This window comes from Lentzea sp. NPDC037011, assembly GCF_055607425.1.
Genome location: NZ_JBVJRT010000007.1, coordinates 294,538 through 320,454 on the forward strand (window position 1 = coordinate 294,538; position 25,917 = coordinate 320,454).

At 72.1% G+C, this 25,917-nt stretch carries 14 protein-coding genes; 4 read left to right on the forward strand and 10 right to left on the reverse strand.

Annotated features, from left to right (window positions below):
• Window positions 1-107: 107 nt before the first annotated feature.
• The 7 genes from ACZ7CH_RS23625 to ACZ7CH_RS23655 form a co-directional block, all read right to left on the reverse strand.
• Entirely contained in the window at window positions 108-1,910 is a 1,803-nt protein-coding gene (locus ACZ7CH_RS23625; RefSeq protein ID WP_470374860.1) for an SWIM zinc finger family protein, read from the reverse strand.
• Window positions 1,907-3,010, reverse strand: coding sequence for a VWA domain-containing protein (locus tag ACZ7CH_RS23630; protein WP_458431409.1), 1,104 nt, complete (start codon window positions 3,008-3,010; stop codon window positions 1,907-1,909). Before ACZ7CH_RS23630 ends, ACZ7CH_RS23625 begins: the two co-directional genes overlap by 4 nt.
• Entirely contained in the window at window positions 3,007-5,223 is a 2,217-nt protein-coding gene (locus ACZ7CH_RS23635) for a DUF5682 family protein (protein WP_470374861.1), read from the reverse strand. Before ACZ7CH_RS23635 ends, ACZ7CH_RS23630 begins: the two co-directional genes overlap by 4 nt.
• Entirely contained in the window at window positions 5,223-6,293 is a 1,071-nt protein-coding gene (locus tag ACZ7CH_RS23640) for an ATP-binding protein (protein ID WP_360392849.1), read from the reverse strand. Before ACZ7CH_RS23640 ends, ACZ7CH_RS23635 begins: the two co-directional genes overlap by 1 nt.
• A complete protein-coding gene (locus ACZ7CH_RS23645) occupies window positions 6,290-10,036 on the reverse strand; it encodes a WGR and DUF4132 domain-containing protein (RefSeq protein WP_470374862.1) in 3,747 nt (1,248 codons plus the stop codon). Before ACZ7CH_RS23645 ends, ACZ7CH_RS23640 begins: the two co-directional genes overlap by 4 nt.
• Before the next feature lie 23 nt (window positions 10,037-10,059).
• Window positions 10,060-13,647 (reverse strand): DUF4132 domain-containing protein, encoded by a 3,588-nt coding sequence (locus ACZ7CH_RS23650; RefSeq protein WP_470374863.1) that lies wholly within the window; start codon window positions 13,645-13,647, stop codon window positions 10,060-10,062.
• Between the two features lie 90 nt (window positions 13,648-13,737).
• Window positions 13,738-15,291, reverse strand: coding sequence for a glycoside hydrolase family 13 protein (locus ACZ7CH_RS23655; protein WP_470374864.1), 1,554 nt, complete (start codon window positions 15,289-15,291; stop codon window positions 13,738-13,740).
• Window positions 15,292-15,502: 211 nt separating this feature from the next.
• On the opposite strand from ACZ7CH_RS23655, the gene ACZ7CH_RS23660 reads away from it, so the two are divergent.
• The 4 genes from ACZ7CH_RS23660 (at window position 15,503) to ACZ7CH_RS23675 (ending at window position 21,912) form a co-directional block, all read left to right on the forward strand.
• The gene (locus ACZ7CH_RS23660; protein WP_470374865.1) at window positions 15,503-16,279 is read left to right on the forward strand and encodes a DUF1684 domain-containing protein; all 777 of its coding nucleotides are present in this window, start codon (window positions 15,503-15,505) and stop codon (window positions 16,277-16,279) included.
• 329 nt (window positions 16,280-16,608) lie between these two features.
• Window positions 16,609-19,131 carry a glycosyltransferase gene (locus tag ACZ7CH_RS23665; RefSeq protein ID WP_470374866.1) on the forward strand — a complete coding sequence of 841 codons (2,523 nt, stop codon included), beginning with the start codon at window positions 16,609-16,611 and terminating at the stop codon, window positions 19,129-19,131.
• Window positions 19,131-20,516 (forward strand): radical SAM protein, encoded by a 1,386-nt coding sequence (locus ACZ7CH_RS23670; RefSeq protein WP_470374867.1) that lies wholly within the window; start codon window positions 19,131-19,133, stop codon window positions 20,514-20,516. The genes ACZ7CH_RS23665 and ACZ7CH_RS23670 overlap by 1 nt, the downstream gene beginning before the upstream one ends.
• Before the next feature lie 49 nt (window positions 20,517-20,565).
• The gene (locus tag ACZ7CH_RS23675; protein WP_470374868.1) at window positions 20,566-21,912 is read left to right on the forward strand and encodes a pyridoxal phosphate-dependent decarboxylase family protein; all 1,347 of its coding nucleotides are present in this window, start codon (window positions 20,566-20,568) and stop codon (window positions 21,910-21,912) included.
• Here ACZ7CH_RS23675 and ACZ7CH_RS23680 read toward each other — a convergent pair.
• The 3 genes from ACZ7CH_RS23680 to ACZ7CH_RS23690 form a co-directional block, all read right to left on the reverse strand.
• Window positions 21,881-22,855 carry a LacI family DNA-binding transcriptional regulator gene (locus ACZ7CH_RS23680; RefSeq protein ID WP_458431424.1) on the reverse strand — a complete coding sequence of 325 codons (975 nt, stop codon included), beginning with the start codon at window positions 22,853-22,855 and terminating at the stop codon, window positions 21,881-21,883. The genes ACZ7CH_RS23675 and ACZ7CH_RS23680 overlap by 32 nt on opposite strands.
• A gap of 113 nt (window positions 22,856-22,968) precedes the next feature.
• Window positions 22,969-23,988 carry a LacI family DNA-binding transcriptional regulator gene (locus tag ACZ7CH_RS23685; RefSeq protein WP_360392889.1) on the reverse strand — a complete coding sequence of 340 codons (1,020 nt, stop codon included), beginning with the start codon at window positions 23,986-23,988 and terminating at the stop codon, window positions 22,969-22,971.
• A gap of 410 nt (window positions 23,989-24,398) precedes the next feature.
• Complete coding sequence (locus ACZ7CH_RS23690; RefSeq protein WP_470374869.1) at window positions 24,399-25,886, reverse strand: sigma-70 family RNA polymerase sigma factor; 1,488 nt, start codon at window positions 25,884-25,886, stop codon at window positions 24,399-24,401.
• Between the last annotated feature and the right edge of the window lie 31 nt (window positions 25,887-25,917).

The following is a 25,917-nucleotide window of genomic DNA, read 5'->3' on the forward strand; positions in this document are numbered from 1 at the left end:
CCGCTCGCCCCGCCTGACCCCCGCGCCGCCCCGCCTGGCCCCGCTCGACCCTCGCCTGGCCCCCGCGCCGACTCCGCCTGCCCTCCCGAGCCGCCCCCTGGCGCCGGTCAGCGGGCGTCGGCCGTCACCAGCAGCCTGAGGTGCGCGGCGACCCAGGTCTGCGAGCTCGGCCCGTCGGCGAAGGCCGTCAGGCGTGCCGCCGCCGTCCGCAGGCCGAGGCGGTGCAGGTGGGCGGCGACCTCGCGGGTGCGGGCGAGCAGGCTCGGGGACAGGTGGTCGAGGCCGCGGTGCGCGGCCTCGGAGGAGACCGTCAGCGCGCTGTCGATGGCCGCGGTCAGCGCGTCCGCGGTCGTGTCACCCGGCGGTAACTGCTGGGGTGCGGTGCCGGTGGCCAGGTCCAGGACCACGACACCGGACTCGGTGTGCGCGGCCAGCGGGTCGATCACCAGGGTGCCGCGGTGGCGGCGCACGGAACCGGTGATCGTGGTCGGTGAAGAGCGCAGGGCGGTGGCCAGAGCGTCCAGCGCGTGCGGTGCCACGGCGCGGTGAGCGGCCTCCAGCCGGCAGGTGCCGGTCGGGTTGTGGAGGGCCGCGGTCAGGCGTTGCGCGGCCGGGTCGTACGCCACGTCCGACACCTCGGTGACGTGCAGGGCGCGGACCAGCTCCGCCTCGACGCGGGCGCGGACTTGGCGGGGTGGCAGGTCGGCCAGGGCCGCGGCGGTCGCGGGGTAGTCGGTGACGACCAGGGGGAGCGGCAGGTCGTCCCAGGCGGTGCCGACCGGGGTGAGGGACGTCTTGGCGACACGGCTGGTCTTCAGGGTCACCACGCGGCTGGCGCTGCGGGTCGCCGACTCGGACACGACGTTCGAGGCGGCCAGGCGCACAGCGGTGCGCAGCGGGGTGTCGCGCTGGACCAGGACCACGTCACCCGAGGCGAGGTACACGTCGGCGGTGGTCTCGGTGCGGCGGCGGGCGCCCAGCGCGGTCAGGCGGACGCGGCGCAGCGGGGTTTCAGCTGGCTCGTCGAAGCCGAGGACCTCGGCGCGCGGACCGGTCGCGGTGGTGCGGGCGTGCAGCTCGGTGAGCAGGGCGGCGAACTGCTCGGCCGCGTAGTCGGCGCTGCGGGTGCGGTAGGCGGTGAGCTGGGCGAGCAGGTCCGCGATCACCGCGGCCGGCCAGTGCAGGCGCTGGGCGGTCAGGTCCCGGTGCAGGCGGTGCCACGCGGCGTCGAGGACCTCGCTCGCGTTCGTGGCACCGTCGAGCAGGAGCTGGTCGAGCAGGTCGGTGACCGCGGTCAGATCCGTTGCCGTGGTGGGAGATCCGCCGACGTCCACGGTGTCCGCGCCGGTGGCGTCCGCCGCGCGGAACGCCCACACCGCCAGTGCCGTGGCCTCCTCGCGGTGGACGGCGTCGGTGTGGACGTAGGACAGGTCGCCGGGCACCAGGAACGTCACCGTGCAGGTCGGCAGCTCCGCCTGCGCCGTCTGGTCCTCCGCGGTCGGGCGGCGCAGCTTCGCGCGGTACCCGGCCTGGAACGCCCGGCGGGCGCGGCGCAGGGTGCGCTCGCCCATCAACGCCGTCAGGTCCTCGTCGGTCACCGCGCCCGGCGACCACAGCTCGACCGGTGCGCTCGCCGGCCCGGTCCGCTGGTAGGCGAGCACCACCGCGATGCGGTGGCGGCACACACCGGCCGCGCCACAGCTGCACCGCGCCGCGTCGAGCGCGGTGTTCGGCGGCAGCGTCGTGGTCGTGCCGTCCGGGAACTTCCCCTGGACGGTGCCGGCCGGGTCGGTGTCGAGCGCGGGCACGACTCCCGCGTCGAGCTCCTTGACCGCGCGTTTCACCAGCCCGCGGTTGGCGAGCGCGGCCAGCGCGTCCGGGGTCAGCGCGAGCAGGTCTGGTCTGGTCACCTGAGTTTCTCCGCAACGAATTCGGCGAGCTCGCCAGGGGTCATCGCGCCGACGTGGGCGCCCGCGTTCGCCAGGCGCTGGCCCAGCACGCGGTCGTAGTCCGGGTTCGCCTGCTCGTCGAGCGCCGCCAGGCACAGCACGTGGGTGCCCTGCTCGCACAGGTCCTTCACGACGCGGACCAGGCGTTCGGGGTTGCCGCCCTCGTAGAAGTCGCTGATGATCGCGACGACCGCCCTGCGCGGGCTGTCCACGAGCCCGGCGCCGTACGCGGCGGCCTTGGCGATGTCCGTGCCACCGCCGAGCTGCACCTTCATCAGCAGCTCGACCGGGTCGGTCACGTCCGAGGTCAGGTCCACCACGTTCGTGTCGAACGCGATCAGGTGCGTGCGCAGCCCCGGCAGACCCCACAGGCAGGCCGCGGTGACCGCCGAGTGGATCACCGAGCCGGTCATCGACCCGGACTGGTCCACCAGCAGCACCACCTGCCACTGCTCGACGTGCTTGCGGTTGCGGGAGAAGAACTTCGCGTGCTCGATCGACAGCTTGCGCTCGTCGGGCCGGTAGCGCTGCAGGTTCGCCCTGATCGTGGCGCGGAAGTCGAAGTTGCGCGAGTTGCGGTGGATGCTCGGCCGCCGCGACCGCGTGCCGCTGAACGCCTGCCGCACCTCGGTCTTCAGCTTCTCCACCAGCTGCCGGACGACCGCCTCGACGATCTTGCGGGCCATCGCGAGCACGGCCGGGTTCATCAGGTGCTTGGTCCGCAGCACCGCGCGCAGCAACGCCGCGTTGGGTTCGATCCGTTGCAGCACCTCGGGGTCCGTGACGATGTCGGTGATCTCGTACCGCTCGACCGCGTCGCGTTCCAGCCGTTCCACCGTCTCCTTCGGGAACAGCGCGTGCACCTCGTCCAGCCAGTCGACGGTCTGCACCACCGAGTCCGCGTTGCCGCCCTTGCGCACACCGCGCTGGGCCAGCTCGGGATCACGCCCGTAGAGCCACTCCAGCGCCGCGTCCCTGCGCGCCGCCTCGCCCCGCAGACCACCGGCGCAGCGCGCGGAGGGCTCACCGAGGATCAGCCGCCAGCGTTCCATGTCCGTCATGCCAGCCCGCCCTTCACCAGCAGCCCGTCGACCCGCCGTTCCACCGCCAGCGCCTCCGCCACGAGCACCGGGTCGGTGTCGAGCCGGGTCACGGCGCGCGCGTCGCCGTCGGCCCCGCGGTGCTCCAGCACGGTCGCCGCGATCGTCTCCCGCTCCCTGGGCGGGAAGTAGCCGAAGGCGAGCCGCAACGCGGGCAGCGCCACCAGGAACTCCTCCTCGGTCATCGCGCTGACCAGCTCGTCCAGCACACCGACCAGCTCGGGGCTCGCGAGCACCTCCTCGCGCGCCACCGCGAACAGCCCGGCGAGCCAGTCGCCCAGCGCCGTGACGGTCCTGACCTTGCGCACGTCCGGCTGCGCACCCAGCGACCAGGCCAGCCCGAGCGCGGCACCGCGCAGGTCCGGTGGCGCCTGCACGTCCTCGCTCACCCTGGTCGCCACGCCCGTCACGTCCGCGATGTCGAGCGACAGCGCGGACTTCGCGTGCAGCACCGCGTCCCTGGTCGCCGCCATCGCCCGCAACCGGTCCGGGTCGGCCGGGGCCGGCCCGCCGTGCAGGCCCTCGACCAGCCACAGCACCCTGGTCGTGCCGGCGTCGACCACCGCGCCCAGCAACGGGTCCTTCGCCGTGCCGAACAACCGGTCGTGCCGCCACAGCCCCAGCACACCGCTCAGCACGTGGCCCAGCGCCGCGAGGTCACCGGTCTCCCGCACGCCCTCGTTCAGCGCCTCCTTGACCTTGCCCGACAACGTGGAGATGCCGCACAGCACCGCGTCGAACAGGACCACGGCCAGCTCCTGCAACTGGGCGTGCCTCGCCCGCCGCTCCAGCACCGCCCCGGCCGCCTCCGGCAGCGTGGCACCGTGCTCGGCGGCCTCGATCAACGCCGCCAGCCGCTCCTCCGCCGGCCGCAGCACCCACTGCTCCTCCAGCGCCGGTGCTGCGCCCCGTTCCGGCCCGCTGGTGCGGTGGAAACCGGGAATCCGCAGCACCCGCAGGCGGTGCAGTACCCGGCTGCGCTCCAGCGACCGCGGCTCGGTGAGGTCGAGCGACAGCGTGCCCTCGTGGTCAAGGCCGTGCGTGCGCAGCAGCTCCTGCACCGCGCCGACCAACGGCGGCGCCGGCGTGCTCGGGTGCAGCCGGCCGACCTGCTCACCGCGCAGCGCGCCGAGCATCTCGACCAGCGCCGGGTGCGCACCCGGCTGCAGCGTGCCCCGGCGCGACCACGGCGGTGGTTGCGTCAGGTCCTCGGAGATCAACGCACTGGTCAGGCCGTCCAGCACGTCCGTGCGCGCGAGCTGCTCGTGCCCGCGCAACCGCGCCAGCGCCCCGGCCTGCGTGCGCGCGGCGATCAGGTCGGCCGTCGACACCGGCTGCTGCCTGCGCCGCAGCCGCGTCGCCACCGACTCGACGAGCCAGTCCGCCGCCCGCTGCGCACCCTGCTCCCAGACCTGCTGGTAGTAGCCGGGCGACGGCATGCCCGACTGGTAGCCGGTGAACGCGTCCAGCCGCGCGTGCGAGTACGGCACGAGGTAGCTGGCGCCCCGTTCGCGTTCGGGCACCTCCGGCCACTCGGCGGTGTCGTCCCCGGGGGAGGCGGCGAGCATCGCCCTGAGCGCGGGCGTGTGGAAACCACCGGTGACCACGACGACCGGCCGGTCCCCGGCCTCACCCACCGCGGCCCGAACCCAGCGCGCCATGTACTCCTCGCGCGCCGAGTCGCCCTCGTCCGCCGTGGCCGTGCCGCGCAGCAGGTCGAAGTACTCGGCGAGCCCCCGCGGGTCCTGCACGGACTCGAAGAGGTGGTCCCACAGCACGTCGACGTTGTCGACCGCGAACTCCCGGCACAGCCGCTCGACCACCTCGGTGTAGCGCAGCTCCGCGTCGGCGTACCGGTTGCTGACGTCGCGGAACGCCCTGTGCCACGCGGGCAGGTCGATGAACCTGACCTCCGCCCCGCAGCGGCGTGCCTCCGCGATCGCCACCCACTCCGGCGAGTAGTCGCAGAACGGTGCCCACGACGCGTGCTCGTCGGAGTAGCTGAACAACGCGATCGGCAGCTCGTGGCCCAGCAGCAGCTCGTCGATGCGGTCGTTGAAGTCCGCGGGGCCCTCGATCAGCACGTACGCCGGCTGCTGCGCGGAGACGGTGGCGGCGACCAGCCGGGCACAGGCGGGACTGTGGTGCCGGACGCCGACGAACACGGCCCCCATCAGCCGGGCAGCAGGTGCCGGGCGCGGTGCAGCTCCTGCCACTGCTTGCCCTTGCGGCGCGGCGCGTGCTGCTCCAGGTACCGCCGCAGCCGGGCCAGGTCCTCGGCGTTGTCCTTGGCCGCCGTGCCCGCCAGGCACTCGACCACGTCCGCCGCCGACCCCTGCTCACCGCGCAGGAACCACCCGCGCAGCCCGACCGCGTGCGCCACCGACACCGCCTCCGCGGTGCTCATGACGGTGGTGAGCCGGTCGCTGCCCTCCCGCAGGTCCCGGAACGTCCTGACCAGGACCTCCAGCACGTCCCGCTTCGGCGCGAGCTGCACACCGGACCGGTCGAGCAGCTTCGCGGCCTCCTGCTCGACCAGCGCCAGCTCGGTGTCGAAGTCCGCGATGGGGAACACCGTCTCGAAGTTGAACCGCCGCTTGAGCGCCGCGCTCATCTCGTTGACACCGCGGTCGCGCGTGTTCGCCGTGGCGATCACGTTGAACCCGTCCTGCGCGAACACCATGCCGTCCGGGCCGTTCAGCTCCCCGATCGCCATCACCCGGTCCGACAGCATCGACAGCATGCAGTCCTGCACCTCGAGCGGGCAGCGGGTGATCTCCTCGAACCGCACGACCTTGCCCTCGGCCATGCCCCGCAGCATCGGCGCCGGCACCAGCGACCGCGGCGACGGTCCCTCCGCCACCAGCAGCGCGTAGTTCCACGAGTACTTGATCTGGTCCTCGGTGGTCGCCGCGCCGCCCTGGATCGTGAGCGTTGACTCGCCGCACACCGCCGCCGCGATCAGCTCGGACAGCAGCGACTTCGCCGTGCCCGGCTCACCGACGAGCATCAGCCCGCGGCTGGTCGCGAGCGTGACCAGCGCCCGGTCCACGAGCGACGGGTCGCCGACGAACTTCTTGCTGACACCGCGCTTCTCGTCGCCGACGACGAACCGCCGCGCGGCTTCGAGGCTCAGCGCCCAGCCCGGCGGCTTCGGCGCGGTGTCGGAGTCGCGCAGGCGGGCGAGCTCGTCGGCGTAGCGGACCTCGGCCGGTGGGCGCTGCATCGTCTGGGTGCTGGTCATGGCTGAAGGGACTCCAGTTCGGAGAGGAGCTCGGAGGTCGTGATCGGGTCGACCTCGTACGAGCGAGGTGCGTCCTTGGGCGCGGACCACGTGCCGCGGCCGCTGGGGGAGAACCACATGTCGCTGAAACCGACCTCGGGGAAGACGTCGACGGCACCGACCGCGATGCCGGGGTCGAGCGACGCGACGAGCGCTCCGCCGCCGGGGAACGGCCGGGTGATCCAGCACTCGACGCCGGCGTCCTGCGGCTCGCCGCGGACCCAGCCCTTCTTCGTCAGCCCGAGGACCTTGCCGATCGGGTGTGGCGTGTTGCAGTACTTCTTCAAGCGGGGCAACAGGTCCTCACCGGCCGGCAGGACGTGCCGCGGCCGGCCGAGCTGCGGGAACGGCTGCAGGATCTCGTAGTCGGCGAACACCTCGCCCCACGCCGCCAGCGAGTCGCCGAGCGCGACCGGGTGCGCGACCCGCACGGTCGCGTCCGCGGGCAGCGCCACCTCGTCGTCGTTCGAGTCGGCGAGCGTGCGGTCCTCGGCGAGGCGGAACGACAGCCCCGAGTCGGTGAGCCACACCAGCCGGCGGACGATGTGCCACAGCAGCGGGTGCGCGGCGAGCACCGTCTGGAACTCCTCGGCCGTCCACGTGCGCTGGTCGACCATCGCCCGCTCCAGCCGCTGGATCTGGTCGGAGGCGACGGTGCGGACGTCCTTCTTCAACGCCGAGAACCGCTTGTGCTCCACCGGGGCGAGGTCCTGGTCGTCCTTGGCACCCGGTTTGGGCAGGTCCTTGCGGCGCTTGCCGTCCGGGTCCAGCACGTAGGGCTTGAGCTGTTCGTCGAAGCCGACGCGGAACTGGCGCGGGCCGTAGTCGATCACCAGCGAGGCCGCGTCGTCCAGGCCCAGGCGCGGCACCAGCCGGTCCGCGAGCTGTTCCCGCGAGAGCCCCAGCTCTGCGGCGATCTGCGAGACCTTCTCCTGCGCCCGCGTCTTGAGGCCCTTGAACGGCACCTTCTCGGCGATGCTGTTCAGGTGCGACAGCGCCACCTCGGTGCCGATGTCGGCGAGCACGTCGAGACCGGCGACCGCCCTGGCGTGCTGGCTGGCACCCGGCCAGGCGCGGATCAACGGCGACAGCGCGCGCACCGTCGTGTCGTCGCCGAACCAGCCCAGCGCGTGCAGCGCCCAGCTCTCCTTGGACGAACCCGACCGGTGCCACTGCTCGAACACCGCCCACGCGAACGTGGCCAGCGACGCGGGATCGAGCGCCTCACGCGCGACCGGCAGCCCGGCGTAGACCTCACCGGGCTTGGACAGCGCGGCGGTCATCAGCAGGTGGCTCGCCGCCTGCGGGGACAGCGCGTGCTTGCGGTCGCGCAGCAGCACCTGCGGCAGCAGCCGGGTGTCCGCCCACTCGCCGATCACCGGCAGCTTCGCGGGCAGCACGTCCACCGGGTCGACCGACAGCACGGCGTCGACCGCCGCCTGCGCACCGCACTCCGCGGCGAGTCCCGCCACGTCGACCCCGAGTCCGTGCAGGTGCCGCAGGGCCGCCTCGGCGTCACGGCGGGCGGTACCGGCCTTGCCCGCGGCCACCGGGATGAGCAGCCGGGCGGCCTGCTCGCGGTGCCGGGCGAGCCACGCGAGCCCCCAGCGCCGGGGCTGCTTGGTCCGCGCGAACCACCCGGCCATCACCACGGCCACCTCGGCCGTGGCGAACGGCACCAGCACCACGCCACCGGCACCCGGAGTGGACTGCGCGAGCAGTGTCAACGGCGGCACCGCGTCCAGCTCGAACCGCGCGGCGATCCGCTTGCCCCACTCCTCGACGCTGTAGGTGTATTTCGGCGTCCACTGCGCCAGCAGCGGCCGCACCTCGTTCTCGGGTGCCGCCAGGAACAGGTCGTTGTCGTAGTAGCCGATGTTGCCGCTCTTGAAGTCCTTGAGCAGCTTGCGCCAGCTGTGGTGGGCGGTGATCCACTCGCGGCCGGACTCCAGCCACTGGTCGCGTTCACCGTCCTCCCACCGCACCGACGGCGCCGGCAGCGGCAGGCCGGTCAGCACCACGGGCTTCGGCGCCGGCCTGCGGTCCAGCCACGGCGGCGCCGCCAGCAGCGGCGGCAACTGACCGGGTTCGGCCTCCGGCCACACGTCCACCTCGTGCTCCGCGATCACCGCCCGGACCTCGGCCGGCACCTCCAGCTCGGGGTGCGACATCAGATGAGCGGTCAGCAGCCGGCGCATCTCGTCGTCGCGCCCGGCCCGTTCCCCCAGCAGCCGGGCCGCCCGCCGCGGGAACGCCGCCATCGCCGACAGCACAGCGGGACGCACGTACTTCGCGGTCAACCGGTCGAGCAGGACCGTGAACGCCTCATCGGTCGGCAGCACCGCGAGCACCTTCACCGCCTGCTTGCGGCCGTCCGCCCAGCCGTACTCCTCGTCGAGCTCCTGCGCCAGCAACGGCGCGATGGCCGGCCCCAGCACGTAGGCCGCCGTGTACAGCACGAACGCCGAGTTGGTCAGCGACGCCTCGGCACGCACGAAGTCCTCGTAGCTGCGCGCCGTGCACGGCAGCATCCACCACTTGCTCGACGTGTGCGGCAGCGCGCAGACCTCGGCGAACCAGTCGGACCGCTCCGGCACCAGGAACGACCGCAGCTCCTTCACCCGGTCCGTCGCGCCCATCTCCTCCAGGGCGGTCTCGGCGGCGGCCCGTTCCGCGTCGTCCGCGACCGCGAGCGCGTACCGGACGGCGATGAGCATCTTGGCCTCGGCGGTGTCGGCCGCCGCGTGGAAACCGTCGGTCACCCGGTGCAGGCAGGCCTTGTCCCAGGCCGCCTTCCTGGCGTTCCACTCGTCGGAGAACGTCAGTCCCATGAACTCGACGACCGCCTCGGCGGCGAACGCCGCGCCGTGGTCGGCGATCCACGCGTGCACCACCGGCTGACCGGACGACGTGACGGTCGCGACCGCCGCCGCGCCCAGGGGGCTGGGCCGGCCGGCGAGGTGCCGGCGGGTCGCCTCGACGAGGTCGGGGGCCGCACCGGCCAGTGCGCGGTCGATCAGCTCGGCGTTGTCGGCGAACTGCCGGCGGGCCTTGGCTGCGAGGGCGGCGTCGAGGGTGAACTCCGGGGCCGGGTCCAGGCCGCGCTGGCGGATCACGGTGCGGGCCCAGGCCTTGGGCATCTCCCAGGCGTCCTCGTCGACGGCGGGAGGTGGGGTGTCGGTCGGGGCGACGGATGGTGTGTTGGTCGGAGCGTCGGAAGGGGAGGAGGTGGAGGCGGCCGGTTGTGGGGTGGGGGAGTCCGGCACGGTGGATGTGGCGGAGGATGGGGCGGTTGCGGGCTGGGCAGCGCCGGGTTGTGCGGCGCCGGGTTGGGCCGCAGCGGGCTGGGAGTTGGTGGGCTGGGCAGCGCCAGGCTGTGCGCCTGCGGGCTGGGTGGCGCTGGACTGGGCCGAGCCGCTGGAAGCCGGTGCCGTGCCGACTGTCGGTGCCGTGCCGAGTGCAGGTGCCGTGCCGCCCGTGGGCGCCGTGGCTGCCATTGTGCCGACGGCGGCGTAGCCCTTCTTCTCCTTCTCCGCCATCAGCTTCGCGACGTGGGCCGTGGCCTTCGCCTCGTCGGCGAGGTCCTTGACCTGGGTCTGGCCGGCCGTGCCGATCCGTCCGAAGCGGACGGTCACCTCCGTGCCGTTCTGGTCGACCTCCCAGAACTTCGCCGAGCTGCCGGAGACCAGCTCCCACCTGCGCACCGCGGTGCTCCTCTGGTTCGTGTTCACGACTGCAGGGACTCCAGTTCGGACAGCAGCTCGGAGGTCGTGATCGCGTCGACCTCGACCGCGGTCGAGGCATTCTGCTGGGCGGACCAGTAGCCCCGGCCGTCGGGGGAGTACCAGAGGTCGTCGAACTTGACCTCGGGGAAGACGTCGACCGCGCCGACCGCGATGCCGGGGTCGAGCGACGCCACCAGGGCGCCGCCTGCGGGGAGGGGGCGGGTGATCCAGCACTCGACGCCGGCGTCCTGGGGTTCGCCGCGGACCCAGCCCCTCTTCGTCAGGCCGAGGATCTTGCCCACCGGGTACGGCACGTCGCTGTACTTCTTCAGGTGCGGCAGGAGGTCCTCGCCCTCGGGCAGGACGTGCAGCGGGCGGCCGAGCTGGGGGAACGGCTGGAGGATCTCGTAGTCGGCGAACACCTCGCCCCACGCGTCCGCCGAGTCGCGCAGCTGCACCGGGTGCGCCACGCGGACGGTCGCGGTCTCGGGGAGGGTGACCTCGTCGTCGCCGGAGTCGGCCAGGGTGCGGTCCTCTGCGAGGCGGAACGACAGGCCCTCGTCGGTGATCCACACCAGTCGGCGGACGATGTGCCACAGCAGCGGGTGCGCGGCGAGGACCGCGTGGAACTCCGCGGCGGTCCAGGTGCGCTGGTCGACCATGGCGCGTTCGAGGCGGTGGATCTGGTCGGCCGCGATCGTGCGGACGTCCTTCTTCAACCCCGCGTAGCGCTTGTGCTCCAGCGGGGCGAGGTCCTGGTCGTCCTTCGCGCCGGGCTTGGGAAGCTCCTTGCGGCGCTTGCCGTCCGGGTCCAGCACGTAGGGCTTGAGCTGTTCGTCGAAGCCGACGCGGAACTGGCGCGCGCCGTAGTCGATCACCAGCGACGCCTCGTCGTCCAGGCCCAGACGCGGCACCAGGCGGTCGGCCAGCTGGTCGCGGGACAGGCCCAGCTCGGCGGCGGTCTGCGAGACCTTCTCCTGCGCGCGGGTCTTGAGGGCCTTGAACTTGACCTTCTCCGCGATGCTGTTCAGGTGCGACAGCGCCACCTCGGTGCCGATGTCGGCGAGGACGTCCAGACCCGTCACGGCCCTGGTGTGCTGGCTCTCGCCGGGCCAGGCGCGGATCAACGGCGCGAGCGCGCGCACCGTGCTGTCGTCGCCGAACCAGCCGAGCGCGGTCAGCGCCCAGCCCTCCTTCGACGGGGCGCCGATCTCCAGCCAGCGCTGGAAGACCGTCCACGCGAACTCCGCCAGCGAGTCGCGGTCGAGTTCCTCGCGGGCGAGCAGCAGGCCCGCGTAGACGTCGCCGGGCTTGGACAGTGCGGCGGTCATCAGCAGGTGGCTCGCCGCCTGCGCGGACAGGGCCTGCTTGCGGTCGCGCAGCAGCACCTGCGGCAGCAGCCGGGTGTCGGCCCACTCGCCGATGGCCGGCAGCTTCGCGGGCAGCACGTCGACCGGGTCGACGGACAGCAGGGCGCGCAGACCCTCCGCCGCCGCCTTGGGCGCGGCGGCCACGACGTCCACGCCCGTGTTCTGCAGCTGGCGGAGCGCCGCCTCGGCGGCGCGGCGGTCGGCGCCGGGCTTGCCGAGCGCTGCGGGGACGAGCAGGCGCACGGCCGTCTCGCGGTGCCGGGCCAGCCACTCCAGGGCGACCTTGCGGACCTGCTTGAGCCGCACGAACCAGTCCGCCATCAGCGCCGCGACCTCGGGCGTGGCGAACGGCAGCAGGACCACGGCGTTGTTCGAGTTCGCCTCGGCCATCCGCAGCAGCGGCGGCAGCGCGTCCAGCTCGAACCGGGCGGCCAGCATCTTGCCGGTGAGCTCGGCACCCCAGCCCGTGTTCGGGTTCCAGTCGGCCAGCAGCGGGCGCACCACCTCCTCGGGCGCCAGCGCGAACAGGTTCCGCGCGCGGTAGGCGATCTTGCGCTCGTGGAACTCCACCAGGAGTTCCTGCCAGGTCTGGTAGGTGGTCCAGTAGCCCTCGCGGAGCCACTCCGGGCGTTCACCCGGCGCCCACACCACCGACGGCCCGGGCACCGGCAGGGCCGCCACGACGACCGGCTTCACCGGCGGCTTGCGGTGCAGCCACGGCGGTGCGGCCAGCACCGCGGGCAACGCCTCGGCCGGCGCCTCCGGCACCTGGTCGGTCTCGACGGGGGTGAACCCCTCGGGAGCCTCGACGTACGGGTGCGACATGAGGTGCGCGGTCAGCAGCTGCCGCACGGCCGCGTCGCTGCCCGCCCGCTCACCCAGCAGCCGGGCCGCCCGCCGCGGGAACGCCGCCATCGCCGACAGCACGGCGGGCCGCACGTACTTGGTGTCCAGCCGGTCGAGCAGGGCCGTGAACGCCTCGTCGCACGGCAGCTGCTGCAACACCCTCAACGCCTGCTTGCGCCGGTCCGACCGCTGGTAGGTGCTGTCGAGGTCGGCGGCGAGCAGCGGCGCGACCGCTGGTCCGAGCACGTACACCGCCGTGTACAGGACCGTCGTCCCCGTGTTCAGCGACGCGTGCGACCGGTCGACCTCGTCGAGCGTGCTGGCGCTGCAGATCGTCATCCACCAGCTCGCCCCGGACTGCGCCCGGCACGCCCGGTCGAACCAGTCGGCCCGCCACGTCACCAGGTAGGCCCGCACCAACTCCGTGTCGGGGGTGCTCAACCGCTCCAGGACGGCTTCGGCCTCCGCGCGCTCCGCGTCGTCGGCCACGGCGAGCGCGTACCGGGTCGCCGTCAGCATCCGGCCCGTCGTGCTGTCCACCCGCGGGTGGACAGCGGCACCGTAGCGGTACAGGTGCGGCTCGCTGGGCGCGCTCCGCTGGGGCAGCCACTTGCTGCCGGCCTGGATGCCGAGGCTTTCGACCACGGCCTCCACCGCGAACGCGAGCCCGTGGTCGGCGATCCAGTGGTGCACCGTCGCCACGTCCTTGGCCGTCATGGCGGCCACGCAGGCGGCACCGACGGGGTTGTGCCGGCCGGCGAGGTGCTGGCGGGTGGCCTCGACCAGGTCGGGGTGGGAGTCCTCGGCGGCGAGGAGGCGGTCGGAGGTGGCGACCTGGTCCGCGGCGCGGGCGCGGGCGGTGGCGGCGAGCTCGGGGGCGAGGGTGAACTCGGGCGCCGGGTCGAAGCCGCGCTGGCGGATGGCCTCGCGCAGCCACGCCTTCGGCATCCTCCAGGTGTCCTCGTCCACCACGGGAGGTGGGGAAGGAGGCGTGGAGGTGGGGGCGGTGCTCGGCTGGGACGGAGCGGGGGTGGCAGCCGCGGGCTGTGCGGCAGGTTGGCCGAGAGGCGCAGTGGCCGTCAAATGGCCGGTGGTGTGCGCTGTAGTGGCTGCGGGCCGGCTGGACGTCGACGGTGCGGCGCCCGGCTGCACGGCGTCGGGAGAGGCAGCCGACGTGGAGCGGTAGCCCTTCTTCTCCTTCTCCGCCACCAGCTTCGCGACGTGCGCCGCGGCTGCCTCCGCCGAGGCGAGCTCCTTGGTCTGGGTCTGCCCGGCGGCGCCGAGGCGTCCGAAGCGGACGGTCACCGCCGACCCGGTCAGCTCCACCTCCCAGAACTTCGCCGAGCCACCGGAGACGAGCTCCCACCTGCGCACGCCGTACCCCCTGAGTCCAATCCGGAGTTGATGTCCTGGACCGTACTCAGGGGGTCTGACAATTTTCGGTGAACCGGGAAATCCGGCTGGTCAGAACCAGATCGCGGTGTCCGGCGGGAGCAGCAGCGAGCCGTCGCGCACCCCGTAATACGACGAGGCCAGCAGCACGGCGCCGGGGTCGGGCAGGGCGACGACCTCACCGGACAGGTTCACCACGCACGACACCCGCCGGTCCTTGCGCGTGCGCGTGAACCACAGGACGTCCACGGGCCCGTCCACCCACGTCACGCCGTCTCCGGCGCCCAGCGCCGGGTGGTCGCGGCGCACGCGCAAAGCGGTGCGGTAGAACGACAACATCGAGTCCTGGTCGGCGGCCTGGACCTCGACGCTCAGCTTCGCCCAGTCCGCGGGCTGCGGCAGCCACGAGCCGCCGGTGCCGAACCCGAGCGACGGGCCCGACGCCGACCACGGCAGCGGCACCCGGCAGCCGTCGCGGCCGCGTTCGGTGTGGCCCGACCGCTCCCACATCGGGTCCTGCAACACCTCGTCGGGCAGGTCGAGCACCTCGGGCAGACCGAGCTCCTCGCCCTGGTAGATGTACGCGGAACCGGGCAGCGCCAGCATCAATGCCAGCGCAGCGCGCGCACGGCGCACACCGGTCTCACCGCCGCCGTACCGCGTCACGTGCCGCTGAACGTCGTGATTGGACAGCACCCACGTGGTGGGCGCGCCCACCGGTGCCACCGCCGCCAGCGACGAGTCGATCACCGAGCGCAACGCGCCGGAGCTCCACTCGGCCGTGAGGTAGTGGAAGTTGAACGCCTGGTGCATCTCGTCGGGACGCAGGTACATCGCCGTGCGCTCGGCGGACGGCGTCCACGCCTCGGCCACGAGCACGCGGTCGCCGGGGTAGGAGTCCACCACCTTGCGCCACTCGCGGTGGATGTCGTGCACACCGTCCTGGTCGAAGAACGGCAGCGGCTCGGTGCCCAGCAGCTTCAGCTGGTCGGTGTGCCCGATGTCGGGCAGCCCGGCCGCCTTGACCATGCCGTGCGCCACGTCGACCCGGAACCCGTCGACGCCGAGGTCCAGCCAGAACCGCAGCACCGACAGGAACTCCTCGCGCACCTCCGGCAGGTCCCAGTTGAGGTCCGGCTGCTCGGGAGCGAACAGGTGCAGGTACCAGGACCCGTCGGCCACGCGCGTCCACGCCGGGCCGCCGAACACCGACTCCCAGTCGTTGGGCGGCTGGTCGCCGACGCCCTCGCGGAAGACGTACCGCTCCCGGTTGCGGCCGGCCAGCGCCTCCTGGAACCACTCGTGCCGGTCGGAGCTGTGGTTCGGCACGATGTCGACGATCACGCGGATGCCGAGCCCGTGGGCGTCCTCGACCAGCGACCGCACGTCGTCGAGCCCGCCGAACGACGGGTCCACCGCGCGGTAGTCGGCCACGTCGTAACCGCCGTCGGCCATCGGCGAGGCGTAGAACGGCGTGATCCACACCGCGTCGACGCCCAGGTCGCGGAGGTAGGGCAGGCGTGAGCGGATGCCGGGCAGGTCACCGACGCCGTCGCCGTTCGAGTCGGCGAAGCTGCGCACGTAGACCTGGTAGATGACGGCGTGTCGCCACCAGTCCTGGGACATGTCCTTGCCTTCCGTGGGTGCGGTGTCAGCGATCCAGGAAAGTCGTTGCAAAAGTTTTCCGCAAGTCGCCAGGAGGATTACTTGAGAAGCAGGCGTAATCCTGCAAACTTTTTCATAGATTTTCCGCAGGCGTTGACCCGGTCGAGCGACGGACGGCTTCTCAGCAGCTGAGACGGGGAAGGCGCTGCGCGAGCAGATCGTTCGCAATGACATGAGCGGCTTCGCGGAAAACTGGCAGACGTGGAAGACGGAGCGGGAACGCGGCCTGGCCGATCCCTACGGATGGCTGGCGCTGGTGTCACTCGACTGGCTGGAGACCAAGCCTCGCGCCTATGACGGCATACCGGGGCTGTGGTGGCAGGACGACGACGAGGCGCACTTCGACCCGCAAGGTGCCGAGGTCACGCACGACGGCGTGCCGATCACCGAACCCACGAGCTTCAAACTGGTCCAGAGCGGCCCCGGCACGCGCGTCCGGGCGGGTGACGTGGACATCGAGATCGCCCGGCGCGGCGGCTACCTGGTGCGCATCCACGACCCGAAGGCCGAGGTGCTCAGCAGCTTCCGCGGCGTGCCGGCGTACGAGCCCGACGAGGCGTGGGTGCTCGAAGGCGTCTTCGAGCCGTTCGACACCCCTGTGCCGACGACGGTCGGTGCGGTCGTGGAAGGGCTCAGCCACGTGTACGAGGCACCAGGGCGTGTGCGGTTCACGCACGACGGCGCCGAGCACACGCTGACGGCGTTCAACGGCAAGGACGGTGGCATCACCATCCTGTTCACCGACGAGACCAGCGGCGTCACCACCTACGCGGCGAACCGGGAGATCTCGGCCAAGCCGGTCGACGGCAAGGTCGTGCTCGACTTCAACCGGGCCGTGAACCTGCCGTGCGCGTTCACGGCCTACGCCACCTGCCCGCTGCCGCCCGCCGGCAACCACCTGCCGTTCAAGGTCGAAGCCGGCGAACGCACCCCGTACGAACAGGGTTAGGGCAAGCGGTACCCAGTAGAGCCCGAGGGGTCGGGAACGAGGCCGTAGTCGCGGTTGACCGCGGCTGCGGCCTCCTCGTCCAGCTCTCCGGCGCACCAGCACGTTCGGCCGGCAGACGTCGCCGTGCACCACAACGGCAGCGGAGCGTTACCGGGTCTGTGGCGAGATTGGGCCGAGCGGGTGTTAACCGCCGGTATGCGTCACGCCCCGTGCCGGATCTGTGGTGAAACCCCTTTCCCCACGTCCCCTGCTGAGACGGCGATCTGTCCGGAGAGCGCTTTCGGATTAGGTTCGGTCGTGGATGGGGTTTCGACCAGGAGCGGGTGCGCATGGCCGTCTTGTGGGGAGTGTCCTTCGACGCCACGGCGATGTCGGGCGTCGTGGTCGAGTTCGTCAAGACCGCCGCGCTGTTCGCCGGACGTGGTCACCGGGTCCACCTCGACCTCGGCTACGACATCAAGGCCGACAAGGGCCCGTTCTTCCGCCCCTACCAGGACGAACAGGTACCGGACTGGATCACGCTCGACCGCGTCGACGGCCTGGACGAGGTCAGCGGCTACGACCAGGCGTTCGTCACCGCCACCCTGGAGGCGGTGCAGCGCGACGAGACTCCCTGCGTGCGGGAGGTCGCGGACCGGATCGCCCGGCGGATCGAGCAGACCTGGGAGGACCGCGGCGTCACGACGGTGATGGTCGAGAACGGCACCCTGCCCGAGAACGTCGCCTACACGACCGCCCTCCACCAGGCGATCGAACGCTACGGCGCCCGGCACGCGCTGGGCCGCTTCGTGTTCTGGCGCGACCACGACATGATGTGGCAGAGCGAACCCGGCAAGTACGGCACGTTCCCTTTCCCGGGCACGCCGCCGATGCGCGACTCACCGCACATCCACTACTTCGCGCTGCACGAGGAAGCCCTGTGCCGCACCCTGGAGTGGCAGCCGCACCTGCGCAACATCGACGTCCTGCCCAACACCTTCAGCCCGCCGCACCGCGCGGGCCGCGCGGACTTCAAGCGCCACCACGGCATCCCCGACGACGTCCGGCTGATCGCCCGGTTCACCCGGATCATCCCGCAGAAGCGCATCGACAGGGACCTGCACCTGCTCCGGCTGCTGCCCGACGACGTGCACCTGTTCATCGCCGGCGACACCGGTGAGCACCCCGCCGAGACCGTGAAGCTGCGCGCGCTCGTCGACGAGCTCGGCCTGACCCGGCGCGTGGTCTTCGGCGGCACCCTCGCCCAGGCCGAGTCGGCCGGCGACGCGTTCTCCGTGCGAGACCTGCTGGCGCACGCCGACATCGTGTCGTTCCTGACCTCGTACGACTACGAGAGCTACGGCAACCCGATCAGCGAGGCGGTCGCGGCCGGCGTGCCGTACCTGACCAGCCGGTACGCGTTGTACGACACCGTCTACCCGGGATTTCGGGCGCCGGTGCTGGACGTCCTGGCCCACGACCTGCCGACACCGGAGTTCGCAAGAGACGTCCACGAGCTGATGACCAACGCGGAGAGGAGGGCGGAAGTGGTGGCGCACAACCAGGAGCTCGGCCTGCACAGCAGGACCGCGGCGAACGAACTGGTCGACCGGCTGTTCCCGCCGGCCATGGGGGAGGACGTGCGGCTCAGCGTCGTCCTGCCCGTCTACAACGAGGCGGCCAACCTCGACGCCGTCCTCACCAGCCTGCACGACCAGGAGGGCATCGAGCGCGACCGGTACGAGATCGTGCTGGTGGACAACAACTCCACCGACGACACGGTCGCCATCGCCCACCGCTTCGCCGCCGACCACCCCGGTCTCGCGCTGCACGTGATCTCCGAACCCGAACAGGGCGTGGCGTGCGCGCGCAAGGCGGGCATGGACTACGCGGCCCAGCGCAGCCGTGCCCGCAAGGACCCCGGCGAGCGGTTCTACCTGGTCTCCGCCGACGCCGACTGCCGCGTCGACCGCCGGTGGCTCGCCGAGCTGTTCGCCGCCATGGAGGACGACAAGGCCGCGATCGGCGTGTGCGACTACTACTACAACGCCGAGCACTTCACCGGCCGGCCGCGGTTGTGGGACGCCATCCAGCGCACCCTGCGGTGCCGCGCGGTCACGTTCGCGTTGTTCGGAGGCTTCCCCGACGGCAAGGGCTTCGCCGTCGAACGCGAGGCCTACGAACGCGTCGGCGGCATCGAGATCTGCTACCAGCTGCACAACGGCCGGTTCGTGAACCACCTCTCCGACGACTGGGACTTCGGCATCAAGGTCCGCGGCTCCGGCTTCGACATCACCTACGCGCCGCTGTCGAAGGTCGAGATCAACCCGCGCCGGGTCAACCACGCCATCGACGAGGTCATCACCGGTCGCGCCTACGGGTCCGACGGCATCATCGTCATGCGCGACATCCGCCCCGACACCGAGGCGCAGACTGCGGACCTCACCGAGGAGGAAGCGCTGCAGGCGTGGGAGTTCTCCATCAAGGACTTCACGCCGAAGAACACCATCCTGCCCGTGCTGCTCACCCCGTCGTTCCTCGACGACGACGCGGTGGTGGCGTTCTTCGGCGCCGACCTGGCCGAGCGCCTGGGCCGGCGGATCGCCGAGATCAAAGACGAGATGCGGGTCGTCGACCTCACCCCGATCCACTCCTACAAGACGCCCTCCTACCGGCTCTACCTGGAGTTCCGCGACGAGCTCTTCGAACGGCTGCGCGCGGCGGTGGGGAAGGACATCGGCTACCCGCCGCCGCTGCCGGAGTGCTTCGCCGACGTGCCGCAAGAGCGGTTCGCGGAGTTCGTGAAGTACTACTGCGAGGACCGCGAGTCCGGCGAGGCGCACAACTACTTCGGCAACGGAGGAGTGTTCTGATGGACCGCGAACCGAGGGTCTGGCGTTCGTTGCAGGACCCCGCCAACGCCCACCTGCTGGAGTACGTCACCGAGGACCCGTTCGGGGCGCACGTCTTCCCCGGCAACGTCCCCGGCTATCCGGTCGACGGCTTCCTCGACGACCTCAGCGACCAGCTCGTCGGCACCGCACCCATCCACCTGTGGTCCTACATCCCCACGTGCGCCTACAAGTGCCGCTTCTGCCAGTACCCCGTCGTGCTCGTCAAGGGCGCGAACGCGACGGAGAAGCTGACGAGGTGGGTGGACTGGAACATCCGCGAGGCCCAGCTGTGGCTCGCCCGCGTGCCCGAGCTGGCCAAGGCGCCGGTCGGCGAGTTCAACGTCTTCGGCGGCACGCCCTCGTTGCTGCCGCTCGACCAGATCCGCCGGCTGCTCGACTTCTACCGGGACAACTTCGGCTTCACCGACGACACCACCATCCGGTTCGAGGGCGACCCCAGCACGTTCACGCCGGAGAAGCTGGCGGCGTTGCGGGAGCTGGGCTGCACCAAGCTCTCCAGCGGCGTGCAGTCGTTCGACGACCCGGTGCTGCGCGAGTGCGGCCGCGAGCACACCTCGCAGATGTGCGTCGACTTCGTGCGCAACGCGAAGAGCGCCGGGTTCGAGTGGATCAGCATCGACCTGATGTACGGGCTGCTCGACCAGACCGTCGACAGCGTGCGGCGCGACCTCGACGTCGTGCTGGAGGAGGAGATCACCGCCGTCGTCTGCACCAAGCTGCACCTGAAGTCCTACTCGGACACCCGCACCGGTGTCGCCGGAGAGCAGCCGGCACCGTGGCAGCTGCCCGCCTACCGCGACAAGCTGGTGCAGAACGGCCACTTCTGGCCGACCCTGGCCGAGCAGTACCGGATGCGCGAGGTGCTCACCGACGGGCTGCGCGCCGCCGGCTACACCGAGCACCCCACGATGTACTTCGCACGCGACGGCCTCGGGCCGGAGAAGTGGAAGTCCATCATGGTCGACCAGGACCGCCAGGAGGCCGAGGTCGCGATCGGCCTGGGCGGCAGCTCCAGCTGCCGCGCCTCGGAGGCGATCACCGACGTGCAGTGGAAGTCCTACGCGGAGGCCGTGGACGCCGGCCGCGTGCCGCTCGGATCGGCGACCCGGTTCACCGAGGAGGCGCAGGAGGCCAGGAGCGTGAAGATGGCGCTGTCCACGTTGCAGCCGGTGCGCGACGACCTGCACCGCGCCCGCTTCGGGCGGTCGTTGTTCGACGAGCCGCGGCTCGCCAAGTTCACCTCGCTGCGGGAACGCGGGCTGCTCACGATGGACGCCGACGCCGTGACCCTCACCGACGACGGCGAGGTGCTGGTGGAGGCCATCATCAACACCGAGCTGTAAGGCCGCATCCCGCGAGCGCGGCGCCGCGCGGGCTTCGTACCGTGTGCTCATGCTGCAACCGGACCGCGAGACCAGGGCCGAGTGGATGAAGGCCGTCACCGCGTTCGTCGACGAGTTCGTCGAGGGACTGGAGGCCGCGCCCGCCTCCACACCGGGCCGGGCACTGCTGCCCCCACCACCGGCGGAGGCCCCCGGCGAGCTGGCCGACCTGCTGGCGCAGTTCGGGGAGGCCGCACGCCAGTCCGTGGAGACCGCGGGCCCGCGCTTCCTCGCCTACTTCCCGGCCGGTGGCCTCTACAGCTCGGCGCTGGCGGAGCTCCTGGCCCAGGTCACCAACCGCTACACCGGCGTCGCCTCCACCGCGCCCGCGCTCGTGGCGCTGGAACACAGCGTCATCCGCTGGTTCTGCACCGAGTTCGGCCTGCCCGCCGGCTCCAGCGGTGTGTTCACGACCGGGGCCTCGCTCGCCACCCTGTCCGCCGTCCACACCGCCCGCGAGGACCGCGGCGCCACCGCGGACGGGACGATCTACGTCACCGCGCACACCCACCACTGCGTCGCGAAAGCCGCGCGCATCACGGGCTTCCCCGCCGACCGCGTCCGCGTCGTGCCCGGCCTGCGCATGGACGTCGACGCGGCCCGCGCCCTGATCGCCGAGGACCGCAGGGCGGGCCTGAAGCCGTTCCTGGTCGTCGGCACCGCGGGCGCCACCAGCACCGGCATCGTCGACCCGCTCGACGCCATCGCCAACCTCGCGCACGAGGAGGGGCTGTGGTTCCACGTCGACGGCGCGTACGGCGGCGCCTTCCAGCTGACCACGCGCGGCCGGGAGGCCTTGCGCGGCATCGAACGCGCCGACTCCATCGCCTGGGACCCGCACAAGAGCCTGTTCCTGCCCTACGGCACCGGCGTGCTGCTCGTCCGGGACGAGGCACGGCTGCGCGCGGCCCACGTGGCCGACGGCGACTACCTGCAGGACCTCGACCACGACACCGGCGTGCCGAACTACTCCGACCTCGGGCCCGAGCTCACCCGCGAGTTCCGCGGCCTGCGCGTCTGGCTCCCGCTGCACCTGCACGGCGTGGCCGCGTTCCGTGAGGCGCTGGACGAGAAGCTCGACCTGGCCGCCGAGGTCCGCACCGCCCTCGCCGACGTCGAAGGCCTCGAAGTCCTGCCCTCGGAGCTGAGCGTCGTCGTGTTCCGGGCCGCTGACGACCCGACGAGCGAGCGGCTGTTCACGGCGATCAACGACTCGCGGCGGTTCTTCCTGTCCAGCACCCGGCTCGACGGCCGGTTCGCGCTGCGGTTGTGCGTGCTCAGCCACCGCACCCACCGTGAGCACGTGGCGGAGTTCGCAGACCTGGTCAGGCGCTTGTCCGCAGCACCAGCGAGGTAGGCAGCAGCACCGACGGCGGCAGTCCCTCCTCGCCGTCCACCTCAGCGAGGAGGCGCCACGTCAGCATCCGCCCGAACTTCTCCACGTCCTGCCGCACGGTCGACAGCGGCGGTACGGCGGGCACCGAGTCGTCGAACCCGATCACCGCCACGTCACCGGGCACCGACCGGCCGCGGGCGTGCAGCACCTGCAGCGCGCCGAGGGCCATGATGTCCGCGGCCACGAACACGGCGTCCAGCGCCGGGTCCCGGTCCAGCAGTGCCGCCATCGCGGCCGCACCGCCCTCGGACGTGAAGTCGCCGTGCACCACCAGGTCGGCGGCCCGGCCGCTCATGGCGCGGCGCCACCCGGCCAGCCGGTCGAGGCCCGCCGCCATGTCCGCGGGGCCCGCGATGGTCGCGATCCGCCGCCGTCCCGACGAGATGAGGTGCTTGGTCGCCTCCTGGGCGCCGGTGAAGTTGTCCGAGTCCACGAACGGCACCGTGCCGCCCGACAGCGGACGGCCGCCGACCACGACGGGCAACCCGTTCTCCTGCAACACCGACAGCAGCGGGTCGTGGCCGTGCAGGCTCACCACGAGCGCGCCGTCCACGTGCCCGCCGGTCAGGTAGGCGGACACGTCACCGGGCTGGCTCATCATCAGCACGAGCTGGGTGCGGCCCGCCAACTCGGCGTGGACCCCGCGCATCAGGCCGGCGAAGAACGGGTCGGACAGCACCCGGCCGCTCGGTTCGGACAGCACGAGCGCGATGGCGTTGGCCCGGTGCCCGGCCAGTGACCGCGCGGCCTGGTTCGGCGTGTAGTCGAGCTGCACGACGGCGCGCTTGACCGCAGCCTTCGCCCGTTCGCTCACGTGTGGTGCGCTGTTGAGGACGCGGGACACGGTGGATTTGGACACCCCGGCCAGCCGGGCGACCTCGTCGATGCCGGCTCGTCTGTTCACTTGGCGACTTCCTCTGGCGGCGGCGGCGTTCTGGGAACGCTCCCAGAAACAGTGAGGAGTCTTTACCGCAGCCGGGTGGCGCGTCAAGCGAACGAGGGGGTGCTCTCAGTTCGTCAGGCGGTGGCGCGACGCACCAGCGAGGTCGGGAGCAGCAGCGACGGCGGCAGACCGTCCTCACCGGCCAGCTCCGCGAGCAGCCGCCACGTCATGGTGCGGCCGAGCTCCTCCACGTCCTGGCGGATCGTGGTGAGCGGTGGCGTCGAGGTCGCGGCCAGCACCGAGTCGTCGAACCCGATCACCGCCACGTCGTCGGGCACCCGCTTGCCCTGCGCGTGCAGCGTCTGCAACGCCCCCACCGCCATGATGTCCGCCGCCACGAACACGGCGTCGAGGTCGGGCGCCTGCTCCAGCAGCTCGGCCATGGCCCGCGCGCCGCTCTCCGGCGTGAAGTCCGCGTGCGCCACCAGGTCCGTGGCGATCTTGCCCTCGCTCAGCCCGCGCCGGAACCCGCTCAGCCGGTCCGCGCCCACCGCCATGTCCTTCGGGCCGGCGACCGTGCCGATCCGCTTGCGCCCCAACGAGACCAGGTGCCGCGCGGCCTCCAGGCCACCGGTGAAGTTGTCGGCGTCCACGAACGGCACGCTGGTGTTGCCCAGCGGCCGCCCGCCGACCACGACCGGCATGCCCATCTCGTGCAGCATCGGCACCAGCGGGTCCTCGCCGTGCAGGCTGACCAGCAGCGCACCGTCGGCGTGCCCGCTCGCGAGGTAGGCGACCAGGTCGTCGGTGTCCGACGGCTGGCTCATCATCAGCAGCAGCTGCACGTGCCGCCCGGCCAGTTCGGAGTGCACCCCGCGCAGCACGCCCGCGAAGAACGGGTCGCTCAGCACCCGCCCGGTCGGCTCCGACACGACGAGCGCGATGGCGTTCGCCCGGTTGCCGGCCAGCGCGCGGGCGGCCTGGTTGGGGGAGTAGCCGAGCTGCGCGATGGCGGCGTGCACGGCCTCGCGCGCCTTCGTGCTGACGTACGGCTCGCCGTTGATGACCCGGGAGACGGTCGACTTCGACACCCCGGCGACCCGCGCGACCTCCTCGATGCGAGGCCCGGGTCGTCTTTTCGCCGTCTCCGTCATGACGTCATCCTAGGGCTCCGGCGGAATCCGGCGGCGGTGCGGCGCGCTCATGTCGGAAACCGGACAGTTCAATGACATCGGCGGGCGCGGCTAATCGGGCTCGAATGCCGCGTTGCGCATTCGGGTCTGGGCAACGACATCGTCCTGCGCGCGCTTTACCGGGGCGCGACCCGCTGCTCCGCGCGGGTCCGCCATGGCGGCCACCGGCTGCCGGCGCGTTTGTTCACGCCGGAAATGGTGCGGTTCCGGCGGCGGCACGCGGGCCGCAACGGGTATCCGCGCACCGTCGGATTTCCGTCGCACCCCGTGATCGAGACCAATCCCGACCTGTTCGACAACGACGACCGCGTCACCCTTTTGCGGATCGGCCGGGTGCCCGGGCGTCGGTCTTGCCGGCGAACCGGGTGCGGCTACTTCGGCGTGATCGTCACCCGGATCTGTACCCGCAGCCCGGTGTTCGTGACCCCCGTGATGACCCCGCTGCTCGCCTTGGGCCCCGCCTGCAACCGCAGCACGAACCGCATCGACTCGTTGGCGGCCAGTTCGCCCGCCGAGCACGTCACCTGCCCCTTGCCGGCCGGGCAGCCGACCTCGCCCGCGCCCGTGGAACCCGCCCCGACGGTTTTGAGCTCGGCGGGCAGCGTCAGCGTCAGTGTGGACGGGGGTGCGGTGCCGGAGCCGACGTTGCTCAGGGAGATCTCCACCGGGGTGGGTGGGCCGTTCGTGGTCATGCCGACGTCCGGGGGTGAACCCATCACCAGCGACGGCTCGCCGTTCGACGTGTCCTGGCCGGTGGTCGTGGTGGGGGTGCCGGGGACGGGTGCGTTCGCGGCACCGGAGGTCTGGGCCGCGCCGGAGGTCGCGGTTTCGGTTGCGGCGGTGCCGGACGTGGTGGTCACGACCGAACCCGAGGTGGTCAGGCCGGTGGTGGGCGCGGTCGACGTGAACGAGGCGGCCGGGGGAGCGGTGGTGTCGGCCCTCGGCGGGTTGAGCGGGGCGCTGACGCCGGCGGTGACGACGATGACGACGGCGGCGGTCGAGGCGGCGGCCACGGTGAACCACGAGGAGACGCCCGCGGAGGCCAGTGCGCTCGCCTTGCTGAAGCCGAGGTAACCGGCGGCGGCACCGCCGAGGACCAGGGGTGCGACGACGGAGCGCAGGGCGGCGTTGACGTCGGCCAGCTCACCGGCGATCGCGCGGCACTCGGCGCAGCGGTCGAGGTGGGCGTCGAGCTGCATCGACTCGCGCGCGGACAGGCCGCCGCGGGTCCAGGCGCCGAGCTTGGCGACGGTCGCGCGGCAGCGTTCCGCGGGGTCGCGGGCCACGTGGGCCTGCAGGTAGGCGCGGCGCAGGCCCTCGCGGGCGCGGTGGGCCATCGCGGAGACGCCGTTGGCGGACAGGCCCAGGATCGGCGCGACCTCGCCGGGCGACTGGCCCTCGATGGCGGTGTGCCACAGCACGGTCTGCCAGCGTTCCGGCAGCGACTCGAACGCCGTGGCCGCCAGCGACTGGTTCAGCGAGGCCACCGCCGTGTCGCTGAACTGCACGCTCGTCACGCGGGTCGCGCCGGGCACCTCCTCGACGTCACCGGCCAGCTCCAGCCGCTTGTCGCGCCGGGTCTTGTCGTAGGCCGTGTGGCGCACCGCCGTGAGCAGGTAGGGCCGGAACGACGCGTCGGGGCCACCACCCGTGCGCAGTGCCGAGAGCACCTTCGCGAACGCGTCCGAGACCAGGTCGTCGGCGTCGGCGGACGACCCGGTGAGCTGCAGGGCGAGGTTGAGCGCCGCGCGCACGTGCCGTTCGTACAGCCGGCCGTAGGCCTCGACCGCACCGCGGCGCACGGCGTCGATCAGCTCCGCGTCCGAAGGCGGCCGAGGAGCGCCTTCCTCGTCGATCAAGCTTTCCGCCTATCTCCGTGCAACGGGTGAT